This window comes from Methylobacterium sp. CM6241 (assembly GCF_054817845.1).
In genome coordinates, this window is record NZ_CM139246.1 from 3,787,484 (window position 1) to 3,810,541 (window position 23,058).

Annotated in this window: 21 protein-coding genes and 1 pseudogene; 10 read left to right on the forward strand and 12 right to left on the reverse strand. The window is 67.4% G+C overall.

Annotated features, from left to right (window positions below):
• Positions 1-86 precede the first annotated feature (86 nt).
• The 3 genes and pseudogenes from gatC to ACYQR9_RS17810 all read right to left on the reverse strand — a co-directional run.
• Positions 87-374 carry an Asp-tRNA(Asn)/Glu-tRNA(Gln) amidotransferase subunit GatC gene (gene gatC / locus ACYQR9_RS17800; protein ID WP_056424141.1) on the reverse strand — a complete coding sequence of 96 codons (288 nt, stop codon included), beginning with the start codon at positions 372-374 and terminating at the stop codon, positions 87-89.
• A gap of 638 nt (positions 375-1,012) precedes the next feature.
• The gene (locus ACYQR9_RS17805) at positions 1,013-2,701 is read right to left on the reverse strand and encodes an MCP four helix bundle domain-containing protein (protein ID WP_207412026.1); all 1,689 of its coding nucleotides are present in this window, start codon (positions 2,699-2,701) and stop codon (positions 1,013-1,015) included.
• A gap of 194 nt (positions 2,702-2,895) precedes the next feature.
• Positions 2,896-3,102, reverse strand: a pseudogene (locus ACYQR9_RS17810) (hypothetical protein); the annotation flags it as partial.
• Between the two features lie 682 nt (positions 3,103-3,784).
• Between ACYQR9_RS17810 and ACYQR9_RS17815 the strand changes: the two are divergent.
• From ACYQR9_RS17815 to ruvX, 4 genes are all read left to right on the forward strand, one after another.
• On the forward strand, positions 3,785-5,185 hold the full coding sequence (locus ACYQR9_RS17815) for an APC family permease (RefSeq protein WP_461227569.1): 1,401 nt from the start codon (positions 3,785-3,787) through the stop codon (positions 5,183-5,185).
• Positions 5,186-5,286: 101 nt separating this feature from the next.
• Complete coding sequence (locus ACYQR9_RS17820; RefSeq protein ID WP_419952561.1) at positions 5,287-6,165, forward strand: SphA family protein; 879 nt, start codon at positions 5,287-5,289, stop codon at positions 6,163-6,165.
• A gap of 177 nt (positions 6,166-6,342) precedes the next feature.
• Positions 6,343-6,882: an SMI1/KNR4 family protein gene (locus tag ACYQR9_RS17825; RefSeq protein ID WP_461227570.1), complete on the forward strand. Its 540-nt coding sequence runs from the start codon at positions 6,343-6,345 to the stop codon at positions 6,880-6,882.
• Complete coding sequence (gene ruvX, locus ACYQR9_RS17830) at positions 6,879-7,379, forward strand: Holliday junction resolvase RuvX (protein WP_018043477.1); 501 nt, start codon at positions 6,879-6,881, stop codon at positions 7,377-7,379. The genes ACYQR9_RS17825 and ruvX overlap by 4 nt, the downstream gene beginning before the upstream one ends.
• Positions 7,380-7,392: 13 nt before the next feature.
• Here ruvX and ACYQR9_RS17835 read toward each other — a convergent pair whose 3' ends face one another.
• Both ACYQR9_RS17835 and ACYQR9_RS17840 read right to left on the reverse strand, forming a co-directional pair.
• Positions 7,393-7,593, reverse strand: coding sequence for a hypothetical protein (locus ACYQR9_RS17835; RefSeq protein ID WP_056423983.1), 201 nt, complete (start codon positions 7,591-7,593; stop codon positions 7,393-7,395).
• 18 nt (positions 7,594-7,611) lie between these two features.
• The gene (locus ACYQR9_RS17840) at positions 7,612-8,673 is read right to left on the reverse strand and encodes a hydantoinase/oxoprolinase family protein (RefSeq protein WP_207412030.1); all 1,062 of its coding nucleotides are present in this window, start codon (positions 8,671-8,673) and stop codon (positions 7,612-7,614) included.
• Positions 8,674-8,700: 27 nt separating this feature from the next.
• Between ACYQR9_RS17840 and ACYQR9_RS17845 the strand changes: the two genes are divergently transcribed.
• A complete protein-coding gene (locus ACYQR9_RS17845) occupies positions 8,701-9,384 on the forward strand; it encodes a HisA/HisF-related TIM barrel protein (protein WP_461227571.1) in 684 nt (227 codons plus the stop codon).
• A 152-nt stretch (positions 9,385-9,536) separates the two neighbouring features.
• On the opposite strand, the gene fae is transcribed toward ACYQR9_RS17845, so the two are convergent.
• From fae to ACYQR9_RS17880, 7 genes are all read right to left on the reverse strand, one after another.
• On the reverse strand, positions 9,537-10,049 hold the full coding sequence (fae, locus tag ACYQR9_RS17850; RefSeq protein ID WP_018043473.1) for a formaldehyde-activating enzyme: 513 nt from the start codon (positions 10,047-10,049) through the stop codon (positions 9,537-9,539).
• 259 nt (positions 10,050-10,308) lie between these two features.
• On the reverse strand, positions 10,309-11,154 hold the full coding sequence (locus ACYQR9_RS17855) for a triphosphoribosyl-dephospho-CoA synthase (RefSeq protein WP_461227572.1): 846 nt from the start codon (positions 11,152-11,154) through the stop codon (positions 10,309-10,311).
• Positions 11,151-12,065 (reverse strand): ATP-grasp domain-containing protein, encoded by a 915-nt coding sequence (locus tag ACYQR9_RS17860; protein WP_461227573.1) that lies wholly within the window; start codon positions 12,063-12,065, stop codon positions 11,151-11,153. Before ACYQR9_RS17860 ends, ACYQR9_RS17855 begins: the two co-directional genes overlap by 4 nt.
• A 163-nt stretch (positions 12,066-12,228) precedes the next feature.
• Positions 12,229-13,215 (reverse strand): methenyltetrahydromethanopterin cyclohydrolase, encoded by a 987-nt coding sequence (gene mch, locus ACYQR9_RS17865; RefSeq protein ID WP_056423976.1) that lies wholly within the window; start codon positions 13,213-13,215, stop codon positions 12,229-12,231.
• The gene (locus ACYQR9_RS17870; RefSeq protein WP_461227574.1) at positions 13,212-14,381 is read right to left on the reverse strand and encodes an ATP-grasp domain-containing protein; all 1,170 of its coding nucleotides are present in this window, start codon (positions 14,379-14,381) and stop codon (positions 13,212-13,214) included. The genes mch and ACYQR9_RS17870 overlap by 4 nt, the downstream gene beginning before the upstream one ends.
• Before the next feature lie 194 nt (positions 14,382-14,575).
• Entirely contained in the window at positions 14,576-15,469 is an 894-nt protein-coding gene (locus ACYQR9_RS17875; protein WP_207412035.1) for an NAD(P)-dependent methylenetetrahydromethanopterin dehydrogenase, read from the reverse strand.
• Positions 15,470-15,594: 125 nt separating this feature from the next.
• Complete coding sequence (locus ACYQR9_RS17880; RefSeq protein WP_207412036.1) at positions 15,595-16,581, reverse strand: beta-ribofuranosylaminobenzene 5'-phosphate synthase family protein; 987 nt, start codon at positions 16,579-16,581, stop codon at positions 15,595-15,597.
• A gap of 330 nt (positions 16,582-16,911) precedes the next feature.
• On the opposite strand from ACYQR9_RS17880, the gene ACYQR9_RS17885 reads away from it, so the two are divergent.
• From ACYQR9_RS17885 to ACYQR9_RS17905, 5 genes are all read left to right on the forward strand, one after another.
• Positions 16,912-17,991, forward strand: a complete 1,080-nt coding sequence (locus ACYQR9_RS17885; RefSeq protein ID WP_056423967.1) for a molybdopterin-binding domain-containing protein — start codon at positions 16,912-16,914, stop codon at positions 17,989-17,991.
• On the forward strand, positions 17,985-19,628 hold the full coding sequence (locus ACYQR9_RS17890; protein ID WP_461227575.1) for a formylmethanofuran dehydrogenase subunit A: 1,644 nt from the start codon (positions 17,985-17,987) through the stop codon (positions 19,626-19,628). The genes ACYQR9_RS17885 and ACYQR9_RS17890 overlap by 7 nt, the downstream gene beginning before the upstream one ends.
• Before the next feature lie 52 nt (positions 19,629-19,680).
• Positions 19,681-20,637, forward strand: a complete 957-nt coding sequence (gene fhcD / locus ACYQR9_RS17895; RefSeq protein WP_419952569.1) for a formylmethanofuran--tetrahydromethanopterin N-formyltransferase — start codon at positions 19,681-19,683, stop codon at positions 20,635-20,637.
• Positions 20,634-21,431 (forward strand): formylmethanofuran dehydrogenase subunit C, encoded by a 798-nt coding sequence (locus ACYQR9_RS17900; RefSeq protein ID WP_461227576.1) that lies wholly within the window; start codon positions 20,634-20,636, stop codon positions 21,429-21,431. The genes fhcD and ACYQR9_RS17900 overlap by 4 nt, the downstream gene beginning before the upstream one ends.
• Before the next feature lie 705 nt (positions 21,432-22,136).
• Positions 22,137-22,967, forward strand: coding sequence for an outer membrane protein (locus tag ACYQR9_RS17905; protein ID WP_056423958.1), 831 nt, complete (start codon positions 22,137-22,139; stop codon positions 22,965-22,967).
• The last annotated feature ends 91 nt before the right edge of the window (positions 22,968-23,058 follow it).

The window sequence follows — 23,058 nt, forward strand, 5'->3', positions numbered from 1 at the left end:
GTCCTCCAAAGCTCGCCGGACCCCGTCGCCCGTTTCCGGCGCCGCGCGGTCCCTCTCAGCGGGCAAGAATCACGAAATCGACGGAGCTACTCGACCACCTTCGGGACGAGGAAATAATGGTCCTCGGTCTCGGGAGCGTTGAAGACGATGTCTCGAGCGTGACCGCCATCGGTGACCACGTCGGTCCGCTTCTTCATCGCCATCGGGGTGACCGAGGTCATCGGCTCCACGCCGCTCACATCGACTTCGGAGAGTTGCTCGACGAAGGCGAGAATGGCGTTGAGTTCGCCCTGCAGCGGCGCGACCTCGTCGTCACTCACCGCGATACGCGCCAGATGCGCGATGCGCCTCACTGTGGTTGCGTCGACCGACATGCTGCCTTCGGACCTCGGGACCTGCGCCGGAACGCGCGTCAGAGGCCGGGCTATAGCACCGGGCTTCGCGGCGCCGCAACGCCGGGGGCGGGCGGAAGCCCCAACTCAGACGATGGCATTGCCTGGATGAGAGGGAGTCTCGACGACGATACCTTTGTCCTGCCGGACGATTTCCGACTGCCGGAAGCCAAGGACCAGAATTTCGAGAGCCAAGGCGAGCATGAGTTTGTGCCGGAACGACAACCGGCCCTCGCCGTCGGCAGGTCCGGTTCGCGGACCCGTGGGCGCCGGTCGCACCATGTCGAGGCATAGGGATATTCGGCCGAGCCGACGCATGGTGTCTCCGTATCGTTAAGAAATCCTTAACTACGGAGGGCATGAACGCGTTGCAATTGCCAAAGCGGGTTACCACCCGTTGCCGGTTCATCTTGCGGTGGCCTGTCGGCGGAACGACGATGCGGTTCGGGGCCAGTGCGGTTACAAACCGCAGCGCAGGTGGTGCTGGTCGAGGCGATGCCTCCTCTTCGTCCGGCAGTTCGGATGGCCACCTGATGCAGAGGTGGACTTGAAGTCCGCCTGGGTACCCCGCTCTCCGGGTGGGGCTCCGGAACGTCGCCCCACCCTCGTGATCGGTTGCTTCAGGCCGCGCGCACGGTGGCCAGGAACCTGTCGACCTCGGCGTTCAGGTGTTCGGATTGACGCGACAGATCCGAAGCGGCGCCGAGAACCTGGCTTGCGGCCGCTCCTGTCTCTTCGGCTGCTCCCGCCACGCCTGAGATGTTGCTCGTCACCTCGCTCGTGCCCATCGCGGCCTGGGCCACGTTGCGCACGATCTCCTGGGTCGCCGCTCCCTGTTCCTCGACCGCGGCCGCAATCGTCGTCGCGACGCCGCTAATGTCCTGGATGCGCGAGGCGATGCTGCCGATCGCCGACACGGCACGGTCAGTGGAGCCCTGGATCTGGTTGATGTGCTCCCCGATCTCCTGCGTGGCCCGCGCCGTCTGGTTGGCGAGTTCCTTGACCTCGGCCGCCACGACCGCGAACCCTCGCCCCGCCTCGCCGGCTCGCGCCGCTTCGATGGTGGCGTTGAGCGCCAGCAGGTTGGTCTGGCCGGCGATCGAGGTGATCATCGTCACGACGTCGCCGATGCGGGACACCGCCGTGTTCAGCTGCTGGACCAGTTCGGCGGTCTCGGCCGCTTCCTGAACGGCACTCTGCGCCATCGTGGCGGAGGTGCTCACTTGGCGCCCGATCTCGAGAACGGACGAGCCGAGTTCCTCGGCCGCCGCCGCGACGGTGTTGACGTTGGAGGCGGCCTCTTCCGCCGCCGCCGCGACGCTCGTGGTCTGGTTGGCGGTCTGGGTCGCGGTGCCGGCCATGCTCTGCGCGGTTGCCTGGAGCTCGGTGGCCGAACTCGTGACCATGGAGATGATGCCTCCGACCGCGTCCTCGAAACGGTCGGCCATGGCCTTCATGGCCGCCTTGCGCTGTGCCTCCGCCCCGGCCCGCGCCAGGACCGTCTCCTCCTCGAGGGCCCGCATCCTGATCAACCCGTCCTTGAACACCTGCACCGCGTCGGCGATGGTGCCGATCTCGGTCCGGGCGCCCTGATGCGGGATCGTCACCGAGAGGTCGCCGGCCGCGAGGGCCTGCATCGGCTGAACCACCGATCCGATGCCGCGCGTGACCCCGCGAACGATCAATGCCGCCGAGAGCGCGGAGATGACGAGGCTGAGCGCGATGGCACCGATCCCCCAGGCACGCGTCGTCTCGAACACGGCCTTGCTGTCCGTCTCAGCGGCGCTGGCCCCTTCGTTATTCATCGCGACCAGCTTATCGAGAGCCGCCGAGGCCGCGCGGCGCGGAATGATGCCTTTCTGCTCATAGAGGTCGTAGGCCTGTGCCTTCTGACCGGCGCGCGAGAGATCGAGAATGGACCGGCGCACCGCCTCGAAGTTCCCGGCTTCACGGGTGAACGTTTCGTAAAGGGTCTTCTCCTCCGGTGAGGCGATCATCGGTTCGTAGGCGGCCTTCTTCTCGTCGAGCTTCTTGCCGAAACGCTCCATATCCTTCTCGATACTGGCGACCAGTGCCGGGTCGGTGGCCTGCGTGTGCCGGAGAACGAGCGCGCTCGTCCGCGCTGTGAGCGTATCGATCTCACCGAGAATACGTACGCTCGGCAGCCAGTTGGTCTCGATCTTGAGCGCCTGCTCGCGCATGCGTTGTGTCCCGAGCAGGCCAAGCACGCCCAGCCCGACGGTAAGGAGGGTCAGGATCAAGAAGGCCGCAACCAGCTTCGTGCGGATGGAAAGATTTTGGAAAGACACGATGATCTCCGAACGCTGCCACTCAAGAATCCATAGGCAGCCGTGTAGGGATCATCATTGGAAATCGTTAAACGAACACCCATTGGTGTTGCGAATACCAAGCGGCGCTCGACATCCCTGAGCCAATAGGCGGGGGCCGTAGCAGGAGCGCTATACCTATGGCCTTGCGGATGCCGTCCGCGTGCCGCCCAACCTTACCGTGGAGATCGATCGGCTTCGTGACTGGGCGCATCGACGGCAATGGGCTCGATCTCCAGGCCCGTCGTATCGTCGACGAAGCGAGCGAGGTCGACGCCGCGGTTCCGCTGCGCCCAGGCTCCCATCATCAAGACGGGGAGGAAGTCGCGCGCTGCTGCTGTCAGCACATATTCCTCACGCCAACGGCGTCCCCGCTTGAGCCGCCCGGCACATTCAATCCAAACGGGTTCGAACGAGGGTGCCGGCTCGACACGAATCGTCGGATGAGCGAGGCGGCAAGCAACTGCATGTTCGCTCCAGCAATGCCGTCGCCGAGGCCGGGCGATACGCGGCCCATCGGATTGTCTTGACGCTCCGTCTCATGGGACGGTCGGCACAGCTTCCCAGCTTCTGCCAACAAGAGCGCATTCCCACGACGCGGAAACCGGCTCGTCGAAACAAGACGCGTCACGACAACAACCGGGAGTCGTATCGGGCCAGACCATATCCGGTCGGATATAACTCTTCTGGTGAGAACCAGACGACCTGTGCTGCCAGATAGAGCTCAGACTCCGTCCTGTAAGTCATGGATGGTCTTTGTGCGGTGGCGATTTAATCGGGAAAAGCTGCCGTTCTGAGATTCGATGTGTCTGAATATTCAGAGATCGAATGCCGTGTTTGTCGTTTCTATCAAAGCTGTGGGCTGCGAGGCACTCACCAACACTGTGACCGCGCCAATTTCTCAATTGTTGAGGGACGCTTTTTCGCTTAACGCCCAAGCATGCGGTGGGGGCAAATCATCGCTGCGAGGGGCGGCAGGTGATCATGGAACAGTTTCCGCATGGGCTGCGTGGGGAAGAAACCTCCGCAGAGCTTGGGGGCTACCGCCAGGAACTGAAGCGAACTTTGGGTTCGTTTCAAGTCTTCGCCGTTTCCTTTGCCTTCATTTCGGTAGCCGTCGGGATATTCGGCACCTTCGACGACGTCCTTCGCAGTGCAGGCCCGGTCGGGATCTGGCTCTGGGCGATCGTGGCGATCGGGCAGACCTTCGTCGCCCTCGTCATCGCACAGTTCGCGGCCCGCATTCCCCTGACGGGCTCGTCCTATCAATGGGCGTCGCGCCTCGCCAATCCGGCAATCGGCTGGTGGTTCGGTCTCTTGAGCTTCTGTTACCTCGGCATCGGCGTGGTGGCGGTGGACAACGCACTCGCCAGTCAGGCGCTCATGCCCTTGCTCGGCATGGCGCCCGACGAGCAGACGGCCCGGTGGATCACCTTGGCGATCCTGCTGGTCCAGGCCGTGCTGACCATCGTGTCCACGCGCCTCGTCGGCCTGATCAACGGGACCGCCGTCGGCATCGAGGTGATGATCGTCATCCTGCTCGTGATCCTTCTGCCGATCGCGATCGCAATGAACGGGATGGGCTCCTTCGCCAACTTGACCTCCCGCGGGACGGCCGCCGCCGACCCCGATTATTTCAAGGTCGGCGGGGGCCTGATGCTCGCCATGCTGATGGGCCTCTCCACCCTCGTGGGCTTCGACGCCGCGGCCAATGTCGCCGAGGAGGCCAAGGACCCGTTTCGCAGCGTTCCTCGCGCCATCGTTGGATCCGTCGTCGCCGCGGGTGTGCTGGGGCTGCTTTTCCTGATCGCGCTCACCGTCGCCATTCCGGATGTCCAGCGGATCACCCTGAGCGACTCGCCGGTGGCCGAGATTCTCCACGACCAGTTCGGCCCCATGATGAAGACGATCATGATGGCCGCGGTGACATTCGCCTTCTTCGCCTGCGGAATGGTCGTGATGGCGACCGCGGCACGGCTGGTCTACGCGATGTCGCGGGACGGCCGCTTTCCCGCGTCGCGTCTGATGAGCCAGGTCCACCCGCGGACGCAGACGCCGATTCCGGCGACGATCCTGGTCCTCGTCGGGGGCATACTTCTCATGCTTGCGCTTCCGGGCGAGGCGCTTCTGCAATTGATCACGGCGTCCACGATCCTGCCGATCCTCAGCTACGGCGTCACGGTCATTCTCTATCTGGCCGTGCGAAAGAAGCTCGACCGACGGGTCGGCGCCTTCGACCTGGGCGCTTTCGAGGTACCCGTCGCCGTCATCGCCCTCGTCTGGCTGATGGGCGCGCTGTTCGTGCTGGTCACGCCCGATGCAGCTTTGGTCCCCGACTTGATCGTGGTGGGGCTGCTCGTCACGGGCGGCGTCTATTTTCTCTACCTTCTCAGGTTCAATCGCACGGTCCTTCAGGTCGAACCGCCCACGGCCACTCTGCCCACGGTCTCGCTGCCCACATCGTGACGCCACAACCGACCGACCGAGATGTGCGTCCGGCGACTCTTTCGCTTCGGGACAACCAGAAAGTGAGCGCCGTGGCAAAGTCAGCGACCAGAATCAGGACCATGCACGTGCTGGCTGCGTTGCTTGCCTCCATCACGGCGACCTTCCTCACCGCTCCGGCACGGGCGGACGAAGGGGGAGCGAACCTGTATCTGGCCGGCTCCTTCGCCAGCATGGCGGCGGTGCCGGGCATGCCGGGATGGTCGACGAGCCTGACCTACTACCACTCGACCGCAAGGGTTCAGAACGTCTCCGAGAGGGCTGACCTCGCCTATGCGGGGATCACCTATTCCCTCCCAACGCCGGTGCTCGACGGGCAATTGTCCCTCAGCCTGTTCGGCGCATTCGGCGGGATGGCCGTCGCCATCACCGATGTGAGGAACGACTCCCGGGTTGGAATCATGGACCTGACGCCAGCCGCTTCGATGCGCTGGAGCGCCGGAAATCACAACTACCTCGTCTATACCCTCACGAACGTCCCGTCCGGCACCTACAACTCATCACGCCTGGCCAATTTCGGCATCGGGCATTGGGGCCAGGACGCCGGTTTCGGCTACACCTATTACGATAAGGACTTGGGCTACGAACTCTCGGCCGTCGCCGGCATGACGTATAATTTCGAGAATACCAAGACACAGTATCAGAACGGTATCGACGCACATATCGACTTCTCGGCGTCGAAGTTCATCGGCGACCAATACCAGCTCGGGCTGGTCGGCTACGTCTATCAGCAGGTGACCGGCGATCGCGGACGCGGCGCTACATTTGGCCCGTTCAAGGGCAGGGTCTTCGCGGCGGGACCCCAGGCCGGCTACCTGTTTCCGGTGGGCGACGCCCAAGGGTACCTCAACCTCAAATTCTACCGCGAGTTCGAAGCGGAGAACCGCCCGGCGGGATGGAATCTGTGGCTGACCATCGCGATCTCGCCTCGGGGCGCATGAGAGGACGCGCTGGGTTCCCGGTCGCGGCCCGGGCAAGGCATGGCGTCGAGCCGGGGAGCGGGATCGAGCGAACCCAGCGGCGTCACGTCGAGGAATCCTTCGTGGACGTCTGGCGCATTTGCGTCCCACGCGGCTATTCCCTCCGGAGTAGGGTCTAGCGCGTCGAGGACAGACATCATGTGGCAGACGGTGTTCACCGAATTCACTGCCGGGCCGAAAGCCGATCCGGCCGATCTCGACCGTGCCGAGGCCGAACTCGGTTTCCCGCTGCCGGAAAGCTACCGCAGCTTCTGCCTCGAATGCGGCGCAGGGCTCGCCTGCGGTTCCATCCGCATCGCGATTCCGAGTTCCACCGAGAGCGCGGACCTCGTCACCCGCTCGGAACTGATCGCGCACAGCATCGCCTCCGTGATCGAGATGCGGGAGGGCCATCGTTTCGATATCGAGGGGGACGATCCGAGCGTGGTCGAGCGCGCCTGTTTCTTCGGTGAGACCGAAGCGGGCGAGTTCCTGTTCTGGGACGTGGCCGTTGGCGCCGACAAGGCCGGGCGCCGGGAATACGAGATCTGGGTGATGGGTGCCGATCTCGAATCGGTGCGGTTCGGGGGGAGCGACCTTCCCGACCTCATGCGACGGGTTCAGGGCCCCGCCGTGCGCGGCATGCTCGGCATGGGCGCGGAGCCCCTGCCCTCCACCTTCCTGGGTCAGGTCTCGTGACGGAAGACGAGGTCCGGGCGTTCGTCGCGGCGTCCGCAGGCGGCCGACGCCTCATCGGGATCGATCTCGGAACCAAGACGATCGGGCTCGCCCTCTCGGATGTGGGCCGGCAGATCGCCTCGCCGCTCGAGACCATCCGCCGGGTGAAGTTCACCCCCGACGTCGCGCGCCTGCGCCTCCTGTGCGAGGCTCACCAGGTCGGCGGCCTCGTCATGGGGCTGCCCCTCAACATGGACGGTAGCGAAGGGCCGCGCGTTCAGGCCACGCGCTCCTTCGTGCGCAACATGAAGCCCCTGCTCGACCTGCCGGTGCTCTTCTGCGACGAGCGCCTGTCCACGGCGGCAGTGACGCGGGCCTTGATCGCGGCGGATGCCTCTCGGGCCAAGCGCGGCGAGGTCGTCGATATGCTGGCGGCCGCCTACATCCTCCAGGGCTGCCTCGACCAGATCCGGGGGCTGCTAGGGGACGAGGAGCGCGAGGAGCGCGACGCCTACTGAGGGGAGCGGCGCTTCACGCCGCCGCCGGCGGCTCGTCGTCTCCGGGCTCAGCCGGCGAATTGAGGATGTCCTCCAACTCGTCCACCAGCATGTCGATCTGGTCCTGGCTCGCCAGCACCTTGAGGGTCTGGCCACTCTCGGTGGCGAGGGCGAGCTCGATTCCCGCGCCGGAGCGCGTGGCGAGGATACGGGCGAGTTTGTGCGTGGCGCTCATGCGGGTCTCCCGTTCGGTTCAGTGTTGGATGGTTTCGGCGGCCAGCAGGGCCACCGCCACGGCCGGGCCGCAGGTGGAGGCCCAGTCGGCGCCCTCCTCCGCGAGCGACGGCGCGATGAGGTCGGTGAGCGCCACTGCCGGGCGTCCCAGGCGCCGGGCCAGCCGCTCTGCCAGGAATCGCCCCGCCCCGCAGACGATCAGAGGTGCATCCGCCGCGATGTCGGGGCGCGAGAGCAGGATCGCCGCCGCATCGTGGAGGGGACGGAGCTGACATTCGGCGAAATGCGCCGCGAGAGCGCGCCAATCCGCTGAGCCTCCCTCCGCATGGTCGCGGCCGATCATACGGGCGAGGCGGATCTCGGTCTCTGGGATCGATTTGCCCTTCATGTCGGCGCTGTGCTGCTGGTCGGCCCCCTCGGGCAGATCGCCGGTGAGACGGTAGACGTCGGCCGTGGTGGCGAAGGTCTCGGCCATCAGGCCCGTGCGTCGGCCCTTGAACGGCGCGGAGGCGGTGAAGGCGAGGACGGGCGTGCGCACCACGCCGGAATAGACCAGCTCGCCCGTCTCCAGGCGCTCGGCGTCGCTGTAACCGGTGGCGGCGGGGTGGCCGTCCACGATGGGGATCAGGTCGGCCGTGGTGGAGCCGATATCGACGAGGAGCGCGTTCGCCGCGTGGCGGCCAGCCAGGGCCGCCGTGGCGTGCCAGTTCGCCGAGGCCACGTCGATGGCGGCGCCCGTCGCCTCACCGGGCGCGAGGAGCCCGGCCCGGCCACCATAAATCCGCACCGAACCGGCGAGATTCGCGCTCGCCCAGGCGGAGAGCTGCGCCACGCCATCGGTGCGGTCGGAGAAGCAGTCGGTGAGTTCGCCCGTCATGGTGACGACGTGTTCGGCCTCGCCGCGCGCCCAATCCGGCAGCTGCGAAAACGTCTCGTCGAGGGCGGGAAGGCCGCGCCAGAGACGGCAGGGCGCCTGCACCACCGCCTCGACCCGGCCGCCCCGAACCAGGGCCGCCTTGACATGGACCCCTCCGAGATCCCAGCCGATCACCGGGTTGTGCGTGGATGCGGCAGATGTCACGGGCAAGTCCGTACAGGGAGGAACGCGATGAAGGACGGGTTTCGGATCGTTCCGGTGATCGACCTGCGCCACGGAGAGGTGGTGCGGGCCAGGGCCGGGGATCGCGACTCCTATGCCCCGATCGTGACGCCCTTGGCAAAGGGATCGTCGCCCGGGGAGGTCGCGCGGAGTCTCGCGGACGCGATTGCCGCGCGCATCCTCTATGTCGCCGATCTCGATGCGATCATCGATGGCAGGCCTCCGGATCTCGGCAGTCTCACGCAGGTCGCTCTCGCCTGTCCGGGCGTACAGCTTTGGGTCGATGCGGGATTCTCAGGGGCCGCCGGCGTCGATGCGTTCCTGGCGGAGGGGGTGGGCCGCCCGGTGATCGGCAGCGAGAGCCAGCACGATGCCGGCTTGGTGCGAGCGCTGGGAGACCGCGCGGTCTTCTCCCTCGATAGCCGGGGGGCCGAGAGGATGGGGCCGGCGGAACTCCATGACGAGCCGGCGCACTGGCCTTCCGAGGTCATCGTGATGACCCTGAGCCGGGTCGGCGCGGGGACCGGGCCGGATCTCGACCGTTTGTCCGAGATCCGCAGGACCAGCCCCGCGACGCGGCTCTACGCGGCGGGCGGCGTGCGCGGACCGGGGGATGTCGCCGCGCTGGAGGAGATCGGCGTCACGGGCGCCTTGGTGGCCACCGCGATCCACGACGGGACGCTGCGGCGGTAGAGGGGCGATCCAAGAGTGTCGAGCCCATAAAAAACGAGGCGGCCGGAGCCGCCTCGTTTCATGTTTCATCGTCCGAGGAAGATGGAAGCCAGTCGCTGGAGCAGGCCCCGCGGTGCGGGCGGAGGCGCGCTCTGCCCAGGACTGTCCCCGATCTAAGCGTTCGACGCGAAGGGGTGCGAAGCGGAGTTGCGCTGCTCGGTGGCGTAGGCAGCGGTGGGCTCGCCCTTGACGGCGCGCTGGATCGACAGCTTCACGGCGTCGTAGTTGTACTTCTGGATCTTGGCGTCGTCGGCAGCTTCCCAGTGAATGAACACGCCGACCAGGATGAACAGGTCGTCGGCTTCGTCAGCGGGGATGATGCCTTCGGCAACGGCGTCCTGCACGGCCTTGGCAACGCCGTACTGGGCGGGGCCGAACATCTGGACGGCCTGACGGGCGTCGTTGATGGTGACCTTGTTGAACATCAGGGTGTTCGGCTTGCAGGGCAGGTTCGGCGCGATGACCGCGAGCAGGCTGGTGAAGCCGTGCTTGTTGTTCACGAGGCCGTTGCAGAAAGCCGTCTCGGCCGGCGAACCGCGCGGTCCGATGATGAGATCGATGTGGGCGACCTCGTTGCCATCGCCGACGAGAGCCTCGCCGACCAGAACTTTGTTGATCTTCGCCATGTGGGGTTTCTCCCAGGAGTCTTGAAAAAGCATGACCGCCCCGTAGTTTGGCGCGGCCGAAAGCCATCCTTGTTCACGGCGTCCAGTCCCATGAGGACCGGACCGGTTTGCCCGGATCGCGGCGCGGACCCTACTCTGGGGTCTCTGCCGGAACAACCCTGCAGGGGGGGCGGATTCGAGCAAAATCTTTGTCTAACGGGGGGTTGAACGCGCCGTTTCATGAATTATGGCGCACCCCGCCGGCACCGAGTGGCCGGTGTCACGGCTGTTCCATCCCGGCCGCCAGCAATCGGTCGGCGAAGAGGGTGGCCACCGTCATGTCCGCGCTGGTGCCCGGATTGAGGTTCTGGCCCTTCCACGAGCGGTCCCGTGCCAGGAGCTCGGTGACGGGGTGCGTGGCGAGATCGAGAGAGAGAAGCTCCGCTGCCTCGGCGCGCAGGGCGTCGGCGCGGCCTGTCCCGTGCTTGCGCGCCACATGGCTGTCGGGGACGGCCGCGAGGTAGCCGAGGAAGACCGCGGTCGTGCTCCAGGGGGGCGTGAGACCCTTGGCGCGCGCCGCCGCCAATGCGGGCAGGCCGATGCCGAAGATGTCGGCGAAATCGGTGACGTAGGCGCGGGCGATCCGGTCACGCGGGGCCGCCTCTGCCATGGCAGCGACGAGGCTGGCGGGCGCTACCGATTCGGTCACGTCGTGCCGTTCGACTCGGCCGAGGCCGCCCGGATTGGCGGCGCGAATCGCCGCGAAGACGTCGGTCGCATCGGCAGCGTCGAGGGTAACGAGAACGTGGCTCAACGCCTCGCGCAGAGGGCCGCCGCGTTCGGCGGCGAGCGCCAGGGGCGCGCAGAGGAGCAGGATGCCGAGATTGGTGTTCTGGCCCACCGCGCCGAGGGTCGCCCCCATGGCGGTGTGGACGCGCCGGCCGATCCGCGCGCCGGGTTCCGCGAGATGGGGAGCGGAAATTTCGGCGCTCGTGACGAAATCGGCCACCGCCATGCGGTGGCCGTCGCCGAAGACGTGGACGTTTCCGGGTTTCAGGGCATCGAGCTCGGCCAAGCAGCACGCCCGGTAGGCCGTGGCGATCGCCTCCGGCGAAAGCCCACTCATCCCGATGCCGCGAGGAGCCGCGGGGGCCTCGCTGCCCGTACGGCGTTGAGGAAGCCCCGGGCCACGGCGGCCGCGACGTCGACCTCGGTGACCTGCTGCAGGCCCGACCAGGCCGGCATGGAATTCACTTCGAGGACGAGGTATCCGCCCTCCCCGTCTTCCACGAGGTCGATGCCGGTATAGTCGACGCCGATGGCGGCGGCGGCCCGCTCGGCGAGCTCGGCAGCCTTCTCCGGCATCGCCCAGGGCAATGGCCGGCCCCCGCGATGGACGTTGGTGATCCAGCCGTCGCCTTCGCGGATCATGGCGGCGATGGCCCGGCCCTCGCAGACGAAGACGCGGTAATCGCGCCAGAGGCCGTCGTTCCGCGCGATGTAGCGCTGGAGATAATAGACCCGCGACACGGCCTCCTCGGCGGGCAGGTCTTCCGGCCGTTCGATCAGCTGCAAACCCTCGCCCTGTGAGCCGAAGAGCGGCTTGAGCACCAGTGGCCGGCCCGGTCCCGCCTCGCGGGCGACGCAGGCGGCGGCGGCCTCACGGCTGGAGAAGACGAACGTGTCGGGAGTGGGCAGGCCCGCCCTGGCGACGAGGAGGCTCGTCATGGCCTTGTCCACCGAGCGCTCGATGGCACCGGGGGAATTCCAGACCGTGACCCCGGATGCGACGAGGGCGTGGAGCACGCCGAGCCGCATGGTGGTGGCCTCGAAGGTACCCCCGGCGATGGTGCGCAGGAGGACGCCGTCGGGCAGGCCGTCCGCGAACCCCGGCACCCGCAGCGGTTCGCCCGCGCCGGTGACCACCGCCACGTCGGCGAGCGAAAACAGCACCGGCTCGGCGCCGAGATGTTCCAGGGCGGCCCTCAATCGGGCCTTGTGCCAGTTGCCGTTATCGGCCGCGAGTCCGATGCGCATGTTGTTCGCAACCTCGACGTCGATCCCTCTCCCCCTTGCGGGAGAGGGTGGCCCGCGAAGCGGGTCGGGAGAGGGGAGCGCCGGTTCCGGACAGGGCTTCCCCTCTCCCGGTCGCTCCGCGACCACCCTCCCCCGCGGAGGGGGGAGGGTTGCGTGATGGGCCTCAGCTGAAGGAGGCTTCCACCAGTTCCGGCATCAGCCGGCCACCGCGGAAGCTCTTGCCGGTGGTCACCGAGGTGACGATGACCTCGGCCGGGCTGAAGAGCGCGCCGTCGATCTTGTAGAAATCGCCGTTCACCCGGCCGAAGATCTCGGCGAAGGGCGCCCCATGATCGGCGGAGGTGGTGGAGGGAAGCTGCTCAGCGAGTTGCTTGGCATCCGCCTCGTCGGCCTCGACGAAGAGCTGCACCCGGCCGCCATAGATGATGGCGTCGTTGGTGCGGCCCATGGCCTGGATGAAGTCGGGATGCTGCGGCGAGAGCGGGGCCGAGCCGATGCCGTCGACGATCTTGTGCAGGTCGAAGCCCACGGTATGGGCCTTGTGCAGGGCGACTTCGAGGACGCGGGCGACGACCTGTGTCGAGCCGGCCAGCGACTGGGTCGGTGCGTAGATGAAGGTCAGGGCCTCGGCCGACAGGCCGCAGGCCTCGGCAACCTTGGCGATGACGGAGGCGGGCGGTCCGCCGGCGGCTTCGAGCACCAGGGCGGTTCGGCTGGCCGTGTCACGGTAGCCGAGCTCGTTGTAGAGGTCTTCCACCACCGAGACGGCACGGCCGGGGCCGGAACCCAGGGCGAAGAAACCGGAATCCCCGGTCTCGTCGGCAAGCGACCAGCCGGCATACTGGCTGCCGAGGCAGGCCAGAACTGGATCGGCGGAATGCACCACGACGGAATAGGGCCAGGACGCGATCGGTCCTGTGGGAACGATCGAGACGGTGCCGAGGCCGCCGAGGCAGATCTCGGCGATGCGCCGTCCGGCCTCGATGGAGCCGCGCACGGTGGCGCCGGCATCGACCATGCGCGCGCCGTTCTCGGTGGTGACGGCAAGGCGCAGGGCCTCGGCGTCCGCTACCAGCTTCTCCACGAGGGGAGCGGACAGGGCGTTCAGGCTCGGCGTAGTCCGGAGCGTGGCGGGGGGATGGGTGGTCATCGGGCTTCCTCCGTCGGGGCGAGCAGGGTCCGCATAGTGGCGGCCCGGACACGCAATAGGTCTCGGGTGGCGGCCGAGTCCGGACCTTGGGCGAACACGGTGCATAACGGTGCATCGCGTGCCACGGGGGCGCCGGATTGTGGGCGGTCGCGAACGAAATCCGGCCAGTCGAGGGGCGGCATCGGCGCGTAGCCGGCTGCCGCGTACCAGATTTCCGTGGCCGCCGCATCCACCGGTGCTGGTTCGATTCGCGGCAAAACGCCGAGGCTCGCGTCGATATGCGCGGTCAGCAGTGGCGTGTCGCGTCGGTCCAGGATGTCCAGCGTGGCTCCGGGGCGCGGGTTGATCTCGGTGAGCCACCATCCCGCCTCGGAGACGAGGAGGTCGGCGCTGGCGAGGCCGCGAAGCCCCGTCGCGGCGACGAGGCTACCAATCGCCGCCGTGATCGCGTCGAGGGCGGGGGCGGCCAGGAAAGGCGGCTCGTGGGCCGCCCGTTCCAGCGCACCGGCATAGCGGAAGGGGCGTAAGGGAGACGGCGCGCTCCATTGCTCGCTCACCGCCAGGATCGCCACCTCGCGCCCGTCGGCCAGGAAGGCGACCGCATGGGCTGTTCCATCGACGCGTCTCTGGAAGTAGGCGCCGGGTGGGGCCCGGCCCATGCCCGCGGGGCGGATATGGCTGCCGCCGGACCCGCCGGCACGCTTGACCAGCCAGCCCGATCGGTCAGCCAGAAGGTCCCGTGTCACTTCGGGATGGGGAATCGCGTGCCGCGCGCAGAGGGCGGCGAAGGCGAACGGATCCTTCAGGGCCCGGACCGAGCGGGGCGTAGCCCCCAGCAGCCTGTGGCTCCGGCCCAGTTCCTCCATCAGGTCCGGGGCGGTCTCGAAGCCGCTGCCGAGAACCAGTCCGATCGGTGGCTTGTCCGTCTTGGCGGCCAGGGCATCGAGCTCGGCCAGAACGCCCTCCCCCGTCAGCCCTTCGCCGAAACGGCCCTCGGCGGGGCGATAGCCTTCGGCGAGGGCGCGGGTGTCGGCATCGCCGAAAAGGTCGAGGACATAGGGGCGCAGGCCCGCCCTGCGCGCGGCCTGCGCCAGAGCGCGCCCGGACTGGGCGGCGATGAGAAGTGCGTCACCCTGGGACGGACGCCGTTCGGATGATGCTGCCATTGCGGCGATCGCTTCGGATCACTCCTACGCCGCTCCCACCACCCTGCCTCATCCTGAGGCGACGAGCGAAGCGAAGGCCTCGAAGGAGGCTTCCAGTTTGCTCGGTGGGAGCTGGAGACCTCCTTCGAGGCCCGCTTTCGCGGACACCTCAGGATGAGGTCATGGGTAGGATCGAGCGAGCAGATGAGTGCCCGTCAGCCGGCCACCTCGACGGCGACCTTGTAGGCGTCGCGGAAATCGAGGCAGAGGGGCTCGTCGGCAGCGAGAATCTGGCGGAACAGGCGCGACTGGGTCTGATACTTGACGTTGCCGACCGCGAGCGCGCCGATGCCGATACCCTTGCCCGTGGGCAGCGCCACGTCCTTGGCGTTCACGTCGATTCCAGCGATGCCGGCGGGCGGTACTGCGTTCACGTCGGAGGCGACGAGGAGCTTCGGCGCCGATTCGAGATCTGTCGCCGACAGGATCGGGACGCCGGCCGGGCCGGCCGAGAGGATCACGTCGGCCTCGGCGATGGCGGCGCGGCGCGCATCGCCGGTGGAGCCGTCGACGGCGCCGACATCGATGCCGAAGCGCCATTTCATCGTGAAGGCGATCTTGCTGACACGCTCCTCGCCATCATGCCCGACGAGGACGGTCTTGGCGCCTTCCAGCGCGCCGATCACCGCCGCCACATAAGCCACGACGCCGGCTCCGCCGAAGATGACGATGCGCTTGCCCTTCAGGTCGGTGCCGAACTTCGCTTTGAGGGCGCGGGTCACCTCGGCGACCATGGCGGCACCGGTGGTGAAGGACCCGGCCGGATCGGCCACGATGTGATTGGCGAAGGGCGGTACCAGGGCTTTCTTCGCCCGGTCCATCATGTCGAGGGCATCCTCGGCATTCTTACCGCCGATGAAGATGCTGGTGCGCGTACCGTCCTGGGGCGAGCGGGAGAAGATCGAATCCTGCACCAGGGAGGTCACGTCCGGCAGGGTTACGTCCGTATAGGTCGCGATCGTCTCGAAGCCAGCATCCACAGCCATGTTCACGTCGAACGGGCTCATATGCTTGAGGGGCGTCAGCATATGCAGAATCGAACGGGCCATCGTCTGTCTCCTCCGCAAGTGTCCGACTCCCTCGCGGGGTCGCCTCTCGCATGGTTTCTTTCACGTCTACATCCAGAACCGGCCTGGGCCGGCATGGTCAAGCGTCGCTCATGCGCCAGGTTCCCTTAAAGTCGCGTGACCGAGGCGCCGCTGTTGCGTCCGCGCGCGATCACGAAGCGCAGGGAACCGGGACGTTCGAGGTCGGCCTTGAGCGCCTGGGCCTCGGCCTCCGACGCCAGGAGGGCGAAGCCGGTCGGCCCCCATGAACTCTGGCCGTAGCCGGCCACCCCTCTGGCGGCGATCGCCGCAAGGGCCTCCGCCACGGCGGGGCTCGCATAGCGCCCTCCCTGATGCGGCGCGAAGTGGTCGCCGATCAACCGCTGGATGGTGGTGATGCCGGCCCCGAATCCTTCGGGCTCCGCCGTGGCGACGGAGGGCAGCACCTGCATCAGTACGATGCGGCAGATCTCGGCCGCCTGCGCCTCCGGGAAGCGCGGCAGGTCTCGGAAGGCCTCGACCTCACGGGTGCCATGCACTCCCGTCATGCCCTCGTCGAGGATGAGCAGCACCCGCCACGCTTCAGGATAGGCGAGACGCGCGATCAGGGGCGGCGGGCCATTGCTGGCGTCTCGGCCCCCGTCGACGATCAGCCCGCCTTGGGTGAAGGCGGCGAGGCCCACGCCGGACCGGTTGCCACGGTCGAGGGCATCGGCGAAGGCATCGGGTGAAAAGGGACGGCCGTCGAGGGCGGCCAGCGCCGCGGCGACACTCAGCGCGAGCTGCGTGCCCGAGCCGAAACCGGCATGGGCGGGGATCGCCTGGTCCACCTGCAAGGCGGCGTGCCCTGCGATGCCGAGATGGCGCGCCGCCGCCTCGGCATAGCCCCTGGCGCGCCCGGCCTCGAACCCGTCCACCCGGAGCGCCGCCGCCGGCCTCGCGGTGAGATCGATGGAGGGGGCGTCGACCGCGAGGCCGATGCTCCCGAAGCGCCGGCCGAGGCCGCCATGAAGATCGAGAAACCCGAAATGCAGGCGCGCGGGTGCATGCACCCGGACTGCGCCGCGTGTCGCCGCTTCCTGGCTGAGAGGCCGTTCGTCGGCGATCCGGTCCACGGCGAGCTCCTTTATCGTGACACGCTCCCGTCCTGGCGCGTGTCAGCCGCATCCTCGTCCCGTCGGTCGGTGGCGGGAGCAAAACCGCGCTCGAGACGACGGCCCGGTTGCCGGCTTCTCCCACGGAGGGCCGACCGCTCGCAAGCACCGCCCGCCATCTCGAACCCCATTGCCTCCATGCGATTGCCCCGAAGCGGCGAGCGTGGGGGGTTGCTTGCGACGTCTCCGCGATGCAAACGTGCCGGCCCACTAGGAATGGACTGGCGCAGTCCCGCCGTGCGCGACGCTGAACACAGCGCGTGCCGGGCCCTCGTTCTCCAAGGTGAAGGCATGGCTGCCTGGGTAAAGGGTGGTGCGGTGGACGTGAGCGCGGCGGTGGAGGCCGCCGCGACGCTCCTCGCCACAGCGAAGACTCCGATCGTCACGGGGTTGAGTGCGGATACGAGCGCGGTGAGGGCGGCCTATCATCTGGCCGGACTGATCGGCGCCTCCGTCGATCCCGCCGGTGGCGACGGACTCTATGCGGAGCTCGGTCCTCTCAGTCAGTTCGGTAACCTCAACACGACGCCGGCCGAGGCGATCGGCCGGGCCGATGCCGTGCTGGTTGTCGGCCTTCGACCGTGGGACCGCCCGATCGTGCAGGAGATCGCCTCCTCCGCGCCGGTGCGCGGCCGCGCCGCCGGCTCCGAGCGGACGCTGCTCTCCCTCGGCGGTCCCGGCAACGGAGCCACGCGGCACGTGGCCTATCCCGCCGATACCGGCGGGCTCGCCGTCTCGGTGGCGCATCTGCGCGCTTACGTGAAGGGCAACCTCTCCGGCGAAGCGGCCTTTGCAGACCTCGCCCGTCGTCTCACGACCGCGCAATACGGCGTCGTTCTCTACGATGCGGCCGAGCTCGGTGAGCTCGGCGTGGAGATGCTGCAGGGTCTGGTTCGCGACCTCAACGACCTCACGCGTTTCTTCGCGCTCTCCATCTCCGACGGGTTCCAGGGGCGTGCCGTGACCCAGCTCGCCTCCTGGACCACCGGCCAGCCGCCGCGGGTCGGTTTCGGACGCGACCTGCCCGAGCATGATCCCTGGCGGTTTGATAGCGCGCGCCAGGTGGCCGCCGGTGAAGTCGATGCCGCCCTGTGGCTCGCCGCCATCCCTGCCCCACGCCCGGACTGGCTCGGCAGCCTGCCGACCATCGCCATTGTCGGCGAGGGCAGCCCCGAGGCCACGGGCGACGTCGCCGACATCGTCATCGCGGTGGGCGTGCCCGGCGAGACCGCCGGCGGCGCCCTGTGGAACGAGCGTCGCGCGGCGATCACCTATTCGCCCCCCGTCGGCCAACCGGCCGACCTCACGGCGGCCGGCGTGCTCGCTGCCATCCAAGATCGCCTCACGCAGAAGAAGGGCGTCTCATGCTGATCCTGATCCAGGGCGGCCGGGTCGTCGATCCTACCGCCGGCCGCGACGGTATCGGTGATGTCTGGATCGAGGACGGCCATGTCGTCGCCGCATCCGAGCGCAAGCCCGACCGGACCATCGATGCTTCCGGCTGCGTCGTGATGGCGGGCGGCGTCGAGGTGCATTCGCATATCGCCGGCGGCAACGTGGTGATGAGCCGCCTGCTGCTGCCCGATCTCTATGCCAGCGAGGCCGCGCCAGAAGGCCATCCCTTCGCTCATGCCGGCGGCTCCGCCGCCTGGATCGGCGCGAATTACGCGCGGATGGGCTACACCGTCGCCGTCGAGCCGGCGATGCCGCCGACCAACGCGCTCGCGACGCAGCTCGAACTCGCCGACATCCCGCTGCTCGACCGCGGCGCCCTTACGGTGATGGGCAACGACGACCAGCTCCTCGAATTGCTGCGCCAGCGCGAGGGCAAGGCGGCGGTGCGGGACCTCGTCGCCCTCTCGGTGGCGACCTCGCGGGGCCTCGGCGTCAAGTGCATCAATGCGGGAGGCGCATCGGCCTTCAAGGACGGGATGCTCAATCTCAGCCTCGACGAGGAGATCCCGGTCTACGGGCTCACCACCCGCAAGATCATGAACGCCCTCCTCGACGCGGTGGAGGAGATCGGTGTCCCGCACCCGCTCCACGTCCATGCCAACAATCTCGGCATTCCCGGCGCCGACGATTCGTTCGTGGCGACGATGGACGCGGCGGAGGGCCGACGCATCCACTTCGCCCATGCGCAATTCTATGCCTATGGCGCGGCCGATCCTGCCAACCCGGCCACCGGCGGCTTCCGCTCTGCGGCCGAGCGAATCACGGAGGCGATGGAGCGGCACCCCAACGCCACGTTCGACGTGGGTCAGGTCGCCTTCGGCCAGACCGTGACGATCTCGCTGGACGTGATCCGCCAGTTCGCCGGCCGCAAGGGCGCGAACCCGAAGAAGTGGATCATTACGGCGGGCGACGCGGAAGGCGGCGGCATCGTGCCGTTCCTGTACAAGCCGCGCGGCCCGGTCAGCTCCCTGCAATGGGCGATCGGCCTCGAATTGATGCTGCTATCGGGCGATCCGGAGCGCACCATCCTCACCACCGACCATCCCAATGGCGGCCCCTTCACCGAATATCCGCGGATCATCCATCTGCTGATGGACAAAGAGGAGCGCGACCGTGAGATCGCCGGCCTGCACAAGGTCATCGCCGAGCGGTCCGGCCTGTGCGGGATCGAGCGGGAATATTCCTTCTCCGAGATCGCGCAGCTGACGCGGTCCGGCCCGGCCAAGCTCCTCGGCCTCGCCGATCGCGGCCATCTCCGTGAGGGCGCCCGCGCCGATGTCGCAATCTACCGGGACGACAAGAACCGGACCGCGATGTTCGCCCGTGCCCGACTCGTCCTGAAGGACGGCGAGGTCATCGTCGAGGATGGCGAGATCGTGAACTGGCGTTCGGGCCGGACGTTGGAGCTCGTCGTCGAATCCGACAAGGCGATGGTGACGCGCGCCGACGCCTATCTCGACGCTCGCTTCGGCACCGGCCTCGACAGCTTCACCGTGCCGGACGCGGCCTTCCCCGCGGGCGACGTGTTCGAGGACGTGGCATGTCGCGCATGAAGATCCTGCAGGGCTCGAAGACGATGCGTCGCGTGAGGATGGGTGACTGACCATGGCTGACCTCACCCTCAACGGCATTCCGGTGATCGACACCTTCGCCGAGGCGTTCGACGTCGCCGGTACGGCGCTGATCATCACCAACGACACCGCCAAATGGGCGATGATCGCCGCCGTGACCATGACCGGGTTCGCTACGTCGGTGATCGGCTGCGGCGCCGAGGCCGGGATCGATTGCGAGCTCTCGCCGGAGGAGACTCCGGACGGCCGCCCCGGCGTGCGCGTGCTGCTGTTCGGCTTCGAGCCGAACGGCCTCAAGGACCAACTCCTCAAGCGCGTCGGCCAGTGCATCCTCACATGCCCCGGCACTGCCTGCTATGCGGGCGTCGACGGGCCTCACAAGATCAAGCTCGGCGGCGCGATCCGGTATTTCGGTGACGGGTTCGCGGTGGCCAAGCGTCTGACCGACCCCGTCTCCGGCAAGGCGCGGCGCTACTGGCGTGTGCCGGTGATGGATGGCGAATTCCTCTGTGAGGATTTCGTCCGCGCGGTGGACGGCGCGGTGGGTGGCGGCAACCTGCTGTTCCTCGGGCGCAACCATGCCGAGACTCTCAAGGTCGCGGAGATCGCCGTGGATGCCGCTCGCTCGGTGGCGGATGTGATCCTGCCCTTCCCAGGCGGCATCGTCCGCTCCGGTTCGAAGGTCGGCGCGCGCACCAAGGGCATGATGGCCTCCACCAACGACGCCTATTGCCCGACCCTCAAGGGCCGGGCCGGCTCCGAACTCGCGGCAGAGGTCGGTGTGGTGCTGGAGATCGTCATCGACGGGCTCACATCCCGCTCAGTGGCCGAATCCATGCGCGCGGCGCTCCACGCCTCCACCGAGGCGGGTGCCGCGCACGGGCTCGTCGCAGTGACGGCGGGCAATTACGGCGGCAATCTCGGCCGCCACCATTATCACCTGAAGGACCTGCTCTCGAAGGAGCCGGCGAGCGAGGCTGGAGCGGCATGAGCACCCTCACCCTGCGCCAGGAGCCGCCGGAGCGGCTCGATTTTCTCCATGTGAATCCGCTCTCGCTGAGCGGCCTCTCCGAGGCCGAGGCGGGGAAACTCCACATCGGCACCAGCCGACGCGGCCTGACGCTGGGCGACGTCTTCACGATCAGCCTCGACGGCTCCGACAGCCTGACCATCGAGGGCGGGTCATCCCGCTTCGACAGCATTGGTGCCTCGCTCAGCGGCGGTTCGATCCGGGTCGTCGGCGATGTCGGCCAGCGCCTCGGCGCAGGCATGGCATCGGGATCGGTGACGGTCACGGGATCGGCCGGCCCCTATGCTGGATCGGGTGCCAAGGGCGGCACGATCACCATCGAAGGGGATGCCGGCGATCATGCGGGCGGCGCAGTCTATGCCGCCAAGGCCGGGCTCGACGGCGCCACGCTGGTGATCCGAGGCTCGGCCGGCGATTATCTCGGCGACCGCATGCGGCGCGGGCTGATCCTGGTCGGATCCGCCGGGGCTCATGCCGGATCGCGGATGATCGCAGGCACGATCGCGGCCCTCTCGGTGGGTGACCATCCGGGCTACGGCATGCGGCGTGGGACGATCCTCGCAGGCGGACACGGTGCCCTGAGCCCGAGTTTCGTCGAGACGGGAACGCACGATCTCGTGTTCTTGCGCCTGCTCGCCCGATCCCTGCGCGCCCTCAGCCCCGCCCATGCCGACCTCGCGGCGGGTGCGCTCAAGCGCTATTCCGGCGATCTCGCCACCCTCGGCAAGGGTGAACTCTGGGTTACGGCCGCCTGAGAAACCGGGCGAGTCCCTTGCCGGCGGCGCTCTGCGCCGTCGGCGGAGTCATCACGTATCCGTTAGCCCGGTGCGATCCTGCTGATCGACCGTTGATCGCCCCGCCCTCATTCTCCGGGGCTCTGGACGCATAGGCCACGGCGCTGGCCGGGAAGCCCGGATCGCTCAGATCATGGCTCGCAAGGTTCGTTTCGTCGGAGACGAGACGCCGGATCGGTACGATCGCTCCGTTCGCGACATGCCGCCTAGGCGTCGCAGCGACCCGAAAACCGGGTTCCACGGCGCGAGCCTCGCGACCGCCGCACCTGCGCGACTCCCAATCCTGCATTTACTTGCCAGGCCCCGCTCCCATGCAGGAGCGGCGTCGTCCCCTTGAAAGCCGGACACCGTTCTCGCGAACATCACAGTGATCATTGTTGCTGATCTGAATGATGCAGAATTATTCTGATTAACAAATGGTTGTAGAAGGTGCGGAGCGGATGTCGCACCGGTGGATCTGGATCATCGGTCGCTCTGAAGGAGAAATACCCTCAGGTGCGCCAGAACACGTGGCCGATTCCCAATTCCTCACCTGAGTCTAACCTTTACCCTTCGTTGACGGCTGCTGCTGTATTCGATGGATGTTGTTGCAGGAATGCGACAGACCTCACGCCCGACCAAGCCTACAAGCGCTCAGGCTTAATGCCCATCAGGACCAGACACACAATGAAAAGACTGCTTCTCGCTACGACCGTTCTCGCCGGCCTGACTGCTGTCGCTTCGGCCGCCGACCTTCCCCGTCGCGCCGCTCCGCCGGTCTTCGTTCCGGTCCCGGTCTTCACGTGGACGGGCTTCTACGCCGGTATCAACGCCGGTTACGCTTTCGACGCCGGCAAGGAAGGCCCCAACTCCTTCCCGGTGGCGAGCCGCTTCACCGCCGCTGGCACCCCGCAGGTCGCCACTTTCAGCAAGGACAGCCAGGACGGCTTCTCCGGCGGCGCGCAGATCGGTTACAACTACCAGTTCACCCCGGGTTCGGGCGTGGTCGTCGGTATCGAAGCCGACGCCCAGTACCTCGATTTCGGCGCCAAGCGTCGTGACTCGGGCGTCGTTGCCGCTCCCGGCTTCGCCATCAACGACCCGCGTGGCCTCTCCAGCCTCGACTTCTTCGGTACCGTCCGCGGTCGCCTCGGCTACGCTTTCGACCGCACCCTCGTGTACGGCACCGGCGGCTTCGCTTACGGCGCTGGCAGCACCGACCGTAGCTTCGGCGGCTTCCAGGGCAACGACGACTTCCGCACCGGCTACGCCGTCGGCGGTGGTATCGAATACGCTCTCCCCACCGACTCGTTCTTCAACTTCTTCCGCGCTTCCGCTGTGACGCTGAAGGTCGAAGGCCTGTACGTGAACCTCGATCGCGGCACCCGCAACCAGGGCGCCTTCATCATCAACACCGCCGCCAACAACGCTGTCGTGCAGTCGATCAGCAGCGGTCGTCGCGACGACGAGTTCGCCGTCGTCCGCGCCGGCCTGAACTACAAGTTCGGCACCTACTAGGATCGTCCATGATCTCCGCGCAGTCCTTCTCGAGGGCTGCGCGGCTCAGGATCGTCCAAACGAAAAACCCGGCCTCGCGGCCGGGTTTTTT